This is a genomic window from Streptococcus sp. STC1396 (assembly GCF_058933875.1).
In genome coordinates this window covers 1-9,217 of record NZ_JBZYCU010000039.1, presented here as the reverse complement: position 1 = coordinate 9,217, position 9,217 = coordinate 1, and the positions used below count along the sequence as shown (strand labels likewise).

Below are 9,217 nucleotides of genomic sequence, written 5' to 3'. Positions count from 1 at the left end.
GACAAGATTGTGGAAGTTGGCAAGCCAGTTGAGCAGGTGACCCCAGCAGAAGGCATTAAGAATCTTGTTGTCGAACAACCACGCTTGGATGTGGTGACTGAGACCCTACCGTTTACCACTGTTGAACATGAAAATGCTCAATTGTCTAAGGGCATACGAAAAGTTGTCCAAGAAGGCAAGGCTGGCGAGAAGACTACGCTCGTTGAAGTGACCATCGAAAATGGTCAAGAAACCGGCCGTGTGACTCGCGACAGCTTCGTTTCCAAAGACCCAGTTGACAAGATTGTGGAAGTGGGAACCAAGGAAGAACAGCCAACGCAGCCAAGCAAACCGGACGCGCCAGTTAAGCCAGTCACTCCAGCTAAACTAGGCCAAACAAATGAAGCAAGAGCCACTCTGCCAAATACAGGAACAGCAGCAGATTCTGCCTCCCTTCTGAGCCTCTTGCTGGCATTGACAGGATTGTTCCTAATGAAGAAAAAGGAAAAATGAGAATTCTCGTAATTCAAGTCATGTTAATCTTCAAGTTGAATAATATAAGTTTGTGAATTTTTCCCAAGCTAAATAGTCTAAGGTGGGAAGAAACAAAAATGATGATTTTTGCTCTCTTCTCACCATTTTATGGTTTTATAGTCTTAACTTATGTCTATGGCAGAATTCACAAAGAAGGTATTTTTTCAACCAAAATCGAAAGTGCTTACTCTGATAAGAGGAGAAAAATAAAAACATGGATAAAAGATTTTTTGAAAAGAAATGTACATACAGCATTCGCAAGTATGCCGTAGGAGCTTGCTCGGTTATGATAGGAGCTCTTCTATTTGGTTCTCAGTTGGCATCGGCAGCTGAGGTTGAACCGTCAACTCCGACGACTACTGTTAGTCCAGTAGCAGATAGTGGGGAGAATCCTTCGGGGACGGTAGAAAAAGTAGAAGCGCTAACAGAACTGCCTGCTGAATTAGCAGATAAGTTAGTAAAAGCAGAGTCCGGGGAAAATGAAGCACCTGCTTCCAACAATAATGAAAACACTCATGAAGCACCTTCAGATACAGCTAATCCCAAGCCGGATCAGCCTGCTGCCAGTGCGGAAACCACTCATCCCCAACCAGCCCAGCCAGAACCGTCTACACCAGCAAAAGAAGTGGTAAATACCCCTGATGTCAATCATTTATTGAATGTTCAGGTGAGGGCATCAAACCATGAGCAAAACACATCCAACACTGCCGATAAGGCTGTTGATGGAGACGATAGCAGCCGTTGGGCAACAGACCGAGAAGCAGTAAATCCTCATCTGACGCTGACACTGGAGAAGACCACATCCATCAAGCGGTTGGAAATTGACTGGGATCGCAGACAGAGAGCGGGCCAGCCTAATGATCCAAATGTGCAAGGTTGGAAACTCTACTATGCTACAGCAGAAGCTATCAACGAAGAAGAAGCTACTCGCAAATGGAAACTAGCTTATGAAAAAGATGGTCAACCTATCTTAGATGAAAGGGTTAATCTTGACACTCCGATTGAGGCTAAATATCTCAAGTTAGAAATCACCAAATACGCTGAGGGTAGCATGCGCTGGCGCAATGTCGGCATTCAAGAATTGCGGGCTTATTCTAATATTCCTGATCCAGGACAGATAACTAATCTTAATCAGGTAGAGTCATTGACTTTGGCTCAAGATGGTCGCTCGCTAGTCATGCCTGAGTTGCCAGGTGAAGTTAGCCTAGTCGGCAGTAATAAAAAAGGTGTTATTGATTTAAACAATAAAATCTATCAGCCTCTGACAGCACAAACGGTCAAAGTCTCTTTGCAACAAGTACATGAAGGCCAAACAGTGACCAAGGAATTTGAGATTCGAGTGCCTGGCCGCTATGCAGACGAAGGTGTGGGAGACAAGCCGAAAGTTGCTCCGACCGTTCAGCAATGGCATGGTGAAGAAGGGCGTTCATCCATTTTAGAAGACACAGTCCTATCTGTTGGAGACTCAGGCTTTGATAAGGCGGCTAATTTCTATGCTAATGACTTGATTTCAAGAGGCTTAGAGCTAGCAAAGGGAGATCACACAGCTGCACACCGCATTGAGTTTAAAAAGGTAATGGATAAGGGCTATGGAGAAGAAGGCTATGGCATTACGATTCGGGGCAATGTCTTTACCATTGAAGCACAGACCAATAAAGGTGCCTTCTATGCCACTCGTACTCTGCTTCAAATGGGCCAAGAAAATATCCAAAATGGTGAAATTCGAGACTTCCCAAGTTTCAGCCACCGGGGCTTTATGCTAGACACTGGACGCAAGTTTATTCCTTATGATGCGCTTGTGGACATCATGCTCAACATGGCCTACTACAAGATGAATGACTTGCAATTGCACTTGAATGACAACTATATCTTCCTCAAGGAGCACGTAGCAGGTAAAAATCTGACCAAAGAGCAAGAGCTAGAGTATGTGCTCAATCATGCAGATACAGGCTTCCGTTTACAAACAGATATTATAGGTGACAATGGCGTTGCCTTGACTTCTAAACAGCACTATACCAAGGAAGAAATGCAAAGACTCATCGCCTTGGCTGATGAGCTAGGCATTAATCTGGTACCAGAAATTGATACACCGGGACATGCCTTGTCCTTTGTCAAGGTTCGTCCAGATTTGATGTATCAAGGTCAGCTCAGTCCGAATAAGCACAATGTAGAGCGTGTGGCGATGCTGGATCTGGACAAGCATTATGACGAAACGCTACGCTTTGTCAAGTCCGTTTATGATAAATTGTTGGATGGAGAAAATGCCCCACTTCGAGGTGTTAAAACTATTCACATCGGAACAGATGAGTACTATGGCAATAATGAAAACTATCGTCGTTATGTTAACGATTTGATCACCTATATCAAAGGTAAGGGCTATACGCCACGGATTTGGGGCTCACTCAGCCGTAAGAGCGGCCAGACACCAGTTGATCTAAAGGATGTCGAAGTGGATATCTGGAGTCTGGGCTGGCAGCAACCGCAAGCAGCCTTGAAGGCCGGTGCTAAAATTATCAATATTACCGACGTTCCGACCTACAGTGTGCCAAATGGTAATAATCAACAAGGAGCTTACGGAGACTATTCTTCTTATGAACATCAGTATAATCGCTGGACTCCAAATGACTTTACGACAGCAGGAAATGGTCCAAAATTAGCAGCTTCCAACCCTCATATCCTGGGTGGCGGACATGCGGTTTGGAATGATAATATTGACCTCCATGAAACAGGCATGACTTCTTATGATATATTCAAGCGCTTCTTTGAAGCAACAAGGGTCACTGCTGAAAAAACTTGGGGTTCCGACCGAACTGCTAGCAGCTTTGCTCACCGTACCTTGCCACGTCCAGAATATATATATGCACCAGGTAGCAATCCAGAGTATAAGATTGATGATACAGAGACCTATGACATCAATCAAAAGACTATCAAGCGCTATGGTGCAAGCAATGTTACAAAGACTGATCAAGGTCTGGTCTTTAACAAAGAAAGTAAGATTGAAAATGCTATCGGCAATGTCGGTCCAAGTCATGTTTTAAAAGTTAATGTGACGGTAACAGGAGACGGTGTTCAGGAGTTGGCTTCTAGTGAAGGGAACAAGCTCTACTTGTCTGATGAGTCAGGAAAAGTCGCTTATCAGTTTGAGCAACACCATATTCAGTTTGACAAGAGTCTGGAAAAAGGCAAACGCTATGAACTCGTCTTTGTCACCAAGCCTCAGTCAACGGAGCTCTATGTCAATGGCGAGAAGATAAATCGTCTTGCCAACCCAGCCCATCCAAGATTGGCTCACACTAGCCTGGTCTTACCTCTTGAGAAAATCGGCGGTTTTGAAGGTACCTTGCATAGCCTGAGCTTGTCTGATAAGCCTTTTGTCAATCCGCGTTTGATTGCACAAGACCAGCTTGCCCGTGTGGAAGCTAGCAGTGAGCAACTGCCAGGAAATGCTACAGAAGGGTCTATTTCTAAGGCCTTTGATGGCAATCCTGCAACCTTCTGGCATTCACATTGGACGAAGAAGGATCCGTCTTATACTGTCACAATGACGCTGAAGCAGGCGACAGCTGTGAATGCTTTGACTTATCTCCCTCGCCCAGGCGGTGGAAATGGTCTTGCGACCCAGTACGAAGTCTATGCTAAAAAAGCTGGACAATTGGTCAAAGTAGCAGAAGGTACTTGGGACAATAATACGGCTGAAAAGATTGCAAACTTTGAAGCGGTAGAAACTGATACGATCCAGTTGAAGATTTTGCAAGGAGTGGAAGGATATGCTAGTGCAGCAGAAATCAATCTTTTGAAACCACTCGCAACATCAGACGAGCCAGCTACACCTCCAGCACCAAAACCAGATCCAAAACCAGAAACTCCAGCACCGAAAGATGATGGAACTGTTGAGCTGGAAGATACCTTTGTCGCTAAAAAACCAGCAGACCCAAGTGCAGTCGAAGCTGCTTTGAGAAGCCAAGACTATCTCAAAAAACAATACAAGGTATTCCCGACTCCTCACAAGGTTACTTATGGAAATGGCTTAGTACGACTGGACCAAAAAGTCCATTTGGTTATCGGTGAGCAGGTTGATATTTACACCCGCAATCGTCTCAAGTCTATTTTGCAAAACAGCAATATTTCCTATACTACTGGTAAGACAGCAGAAGCAGGCGCAACCAATATCTATCTGGGAGTACATCAAACTGGCTCAAAAGCGGAAGAAGCTCAGAGTGCAGAGTCTGTGAACCAAGGCCTCTTTGATAAGATTGATGCTTATTCATTGGTTATCAAAGGCCAGCAAATTTCCATCGTCGGAAAAGATACAGATGCTGTATTTTATGGTTTGACAACGCTCAAGCATATGCTTAATGACAGTCAGGCTCCAGTTCTGCGCGAGGTCAATGTAGAAGACTATGCTGATGTGAAGAACCGTGGCTTTATTGAAGGCTATTATGGTAACCCATGGTCCAACGAAGATCGTGCGGCCTTGATGCGCTACGGTGGTGATTTGAAACTGACCCAGTATTTCTTTGCACCAAAAGATGATCCATATCACAACAGCAAGTGGAGAGAGCTCTATCCAAAAGAAAAACTAGAAGAAATCCGTCAGCTAGCTAAGGTGGGGAACGAAAACAAGACTCGCTATGTCTGGACTATTCATCCATTTATGAACAGTCGCATTCGCTTCCAAAATGATAGGGTTTACCAAGAAGACTTGAATGCAATCAAGGCTAAATTTACCCAGTTACTGGACGTCGGTGTTCGTGAGTTTGGTATCCTAGCAGATGATGCAGCTCAACCTTATGGTGGATACGAAAGTTATAATCGCTTGATGAAGGACATGACTGATTGGCTGACCGAAAAACAAGCGACTTATTCAGGCTTGAAGAAAGAGATGATTTTTGTTCCAAGTCAGTATTGGGGCAATGGTCGAGAAGACGAACTACGCTCTCTAAACAAAAATCTTCCGCAAAGCAGTATCATGACTCTGACAGGGGGTAAGATTTGGGGTGAAGTTTCTGAAAACTTCTTGACTCAACTGAAGCGGAACTTGGAAGCTTCTGGTCAACCTTATCGTCCAGTTCAGCTCTGGATTAACTGGCCATGTACGGATAATTCCAAACAGCACCTCATCTTAGGCGGCGGTGAGAAATTCCTGCATCCAGGAGTGGATCCAAGCTTAATCGGCGGTGTCATGCTCAATCCAATGCAGCAGTCAGAGCCTTCTAAGATTGCGCTCTTCTCAGCAGCGGAGTACAGCTGGAATATATGGAAAAACGAGGCTGAAGCCAAAGCTGTCAACGATATAGCTTTCAACTTTGCAGAAACAGGCCGCTTTACAGAGACCAAAGAATCTGCTGCCTTCCGCGAGCTTGGTAAGCACATGATTAACCAGCATATGGATACTCGTGTTGTGAAGCTAGAAGAATCTGTCGAACTGGCTCCGAAATTGACTAGCTTTATGACCAAGCTGAAAGCAGGCCAAGATGTCACAGCGGAGCGGAAAGAATTGAAGGCAGAATTTGCTAAATTAAAAACAGCAGCTGAGACTTATAAAGCATCAGGTCATGAACGGATGCGCGAGCAGATTAAGTACTGGCTGGACAACACTATTGACCAAATGAACGCTCTAGATGCTCTCTTGACAGCCACTGAATCTATTGGTGGTAAAAATGCTGATGGGCTCTGGAATAATTACTACAAGGGCTTGAAAGCTTATGAGCAATCTAAGAAACATTCCTTCTGGTATGTCGACCACAATGAAAATGCTGAACTAGGTGTACAACATATCCGTCCATTTATCCTCAACCTAAAAGAATATCTGGCTAAGGAAATCGAAAAAGAATTGAATCCAGATAAAGTCGTAACGACTTTTATTACCAACCGTACAGGTGGGGAAGGTGATTTGACTCAGGTCGTGGACGGGGATTTGTCAACTCAGGTTATCTTTAAGAATCCGACCCGAATTAGCACGGGTGATTATGTCGGTCTGCAGTTCAACAAGCCGATTTCTATCAAGAAATTGAGCTTTGCTATGGGAGCAGTCAGCAATCCGAAAGACACCTTTAACAAGGCTAAGATTGAATACCTAAATGAAGCTGGTGAATGGACAGCCCTTCCTCAAGGTAGCTATGTCGGCAATGAGTCTGAAATTACACTAGAGAATCTCGACATCAAGGCTAAGGGCGTTCGGATGGTAGCGACAGAAGACCGAGACAATACTTGGTTTGCTGTCCGTGAAATCGCAGTGAACCGTCCTCTTGAAAATGCCAAGAAGAAGGCTGGCAGCATTACCATCAGTTCAAATCTAGTATATAAACTAAATACAACGGCTGCTAAGATGACAGACAATAGTGACAGCTCAGAAGCAATGCTGGCAAGTTCTTCAACGGCAAATGGCGAACGCGATACAACACCAGTAGATGCTTGGGTGCAGTTGGATCTTGGTTCACAACAAACAGTTAAGAAGATTCGTTTGGTACAAGGTGTGACAGATAAGCTGGCAGCGGGTGTCATTGAAGTCTCTAAAGATGGTCAAAATTGGACGACAGTAGCCAACTTGACTGGTGAGCAAAGTAAAGAAGTTGAAACCAATCAGAATATCCGTTATGTGCGCGTGAGAAATACGCAAAAGACCAATTTCTGGTGGCGCATTGGTAACTTCTCTGTCGAATCAGAGACTGGAACAGACCAATACACAGACACTAATGTGGAACAGCTCAAGGCTACCAAGGTAAATGAAAAACTGGGACGCTATGAGATGCAGATTCCGGCTGGAACAACTCTAGCTGCTGGACAATATCTTGGAATGAAGTTGGATCGTCTCCATGAAATTCAGGATTTAAAACTGGGTGAAAATGCTAATCAAGCACTCCAGCTCCGCTATTCTCCAAATGGAGTAGAATGGTACAGCACTTCTGAGTTACAAGAGCACCAGCTTGTCCGCTATGTACGTCTTGAAAACAAGACGGATCAGGAACAGACAATCGGTGCGACTTCGCTGCTATTAACTACCAAGGAAACTCAGCCGACAACAATCGAGTCAACCAGCATGGGTATTGATCCAAACTATGGCAGCGGGGATGTACGTAAGGCGAAAAACCTAGATCAGCTCTTTGATGGTGATCTCAACACCTATGTTGAATTTTCTGATTTTCCACAAACTAATGGCCATATGACTCTCAACCTTGGGTCAACACGTCAAATCAAGAAGATTCGTGCCTACATCAAAGATGGTACACAAAACTATCTCCGTGACGGAAAGATTCAAGTCAGCGCAGATGGTAAGACATGGACAGATGTGGTATCAGTGGGTGATGGTCAGGAAAATCCAGCGCGTGATGATTCCTTGACGGATGGCTGGACGCATGATTCACAGAAACCAGGCAATCGCTATATTGAGGGAGAATTGCCGGCAGCAACCGCAGCTAAATATCTCCGAGTACTCTATACAGCACCTTATCGTCATCGCTTTGTTGGATTTACAGAGTTAGTTATCAATGATGGAGAATACACTAAGTCAGTCAACAATCCAACTGTAGAGGGTACCGGTACAGAAAGCAAGTCATCTGAAAAGAATAATATAGCAGATGGTAATATTCTCAGCAGTTACAAGACGACCCAAGATAGCGGTGAGTTGATTTACCATCTATCTGAAAAGACAGAATCCAACCACATTCGCCTGATTTCAGATGTTCCAGCAGGAAGCTCAGCGCATGTTTGGGCAAGAATCGTATCCCAAGATGGTCAAACAGCATGGCAAGATTTAGGTGCGGTTATCACAAGTTTCCAAACCTTCCAGCTTGCCAATAGTGCACACTTGCTCGATGTTAAGCTGACATGGGAAGGCGGACGACCAGAGTTCTATGAAATCTCCACCTACCATGCGGAGGTAAGTGACACTCCAACACCTCCAGTTCACAAAACGACTCCAGACGAAGGTGTTAAGATTCCAGTAGTTGAACAGCCACGTTTGGATGTGGTGACAGAGGCTCTACCGTTTAACACTGTTGAACGTGAAAATGCTCAACTGCCTAAGGGGACACGAAAAGTTGTACAAGAAGGCAAAGACGGTGAGAAGACTACGCTCGTTGAAGTGACGATGGAGAATGGTCAAGAAACCGGTCGTGTGACACGTGACAGCTTCATTTCCAAAGCCCCAGTCGATAAGATTGTGGAGATTGGCAAACCAGTTGAACAGGTGACACCAACTGAAGGCGTCCAAAATCTGGTTGTCGAGCAACCACGCTTGGATATCGTCACTGAGGCTCTACCGTTTACCACTGTTGAACGAGAAAATGCACAATTGCCTAAGGGCACGCGAAAAGTTGTCCAAGAAGGCAAGGCTGGTGAGAAGATAACGCTGGTTGAAGTGACCTTCGAAAATGGTCAAGAAACTGGTCGTGTGACTCGTGACAGCTTCGTTTCCAAAGACCCAGTTGATCAGATTGTGGAAGTTGGCAAGCCAGTTGAGCAGGTGACCCCAGCGGAAGGTGTTAAGAATTTAGTTGTAGAGCAGCCACGCTTGGATATCATCACTGAGGCTCTACCGTTTACCACTGTTGAACGAGAAAATGCACAATTGCCTAAGGGCGCGCGAAAAGTTGTCCAAGAAGGCAAGGCTGGTGAGAAGACAACGCTGGTTGAAGTAACAATCGAAAATGGTCAAGAAACCGGCCGTGTGACTCGCGACAGCTTCGTTTCTAAAGCCCCAGTC

General features: G+C 44.8%; 2 protein-coding genes. Both read left to right on the top strand.

The window, feature by feature from the left end; all coding sequences use genetic code 11:
* A partial coding sequence (locus tag AC5FEC_RS10110) for a G5 domain-containing protein (protein WP_493662096.1) occupies nt 1–492 on the top strand: 492 nt, incomplete at its 5' end.
* A gap of 235 nt (nt 493–727) precedes the next feature.
* Nucleotides 728–9,217 (top strand): beta-N-acetylglucosaminidase domain-containing protein (locus AC5FEC_RS10105; protein WP_493662095.1); only part of this gene is annotated, 8,490 nt, incomplete at its 3' end.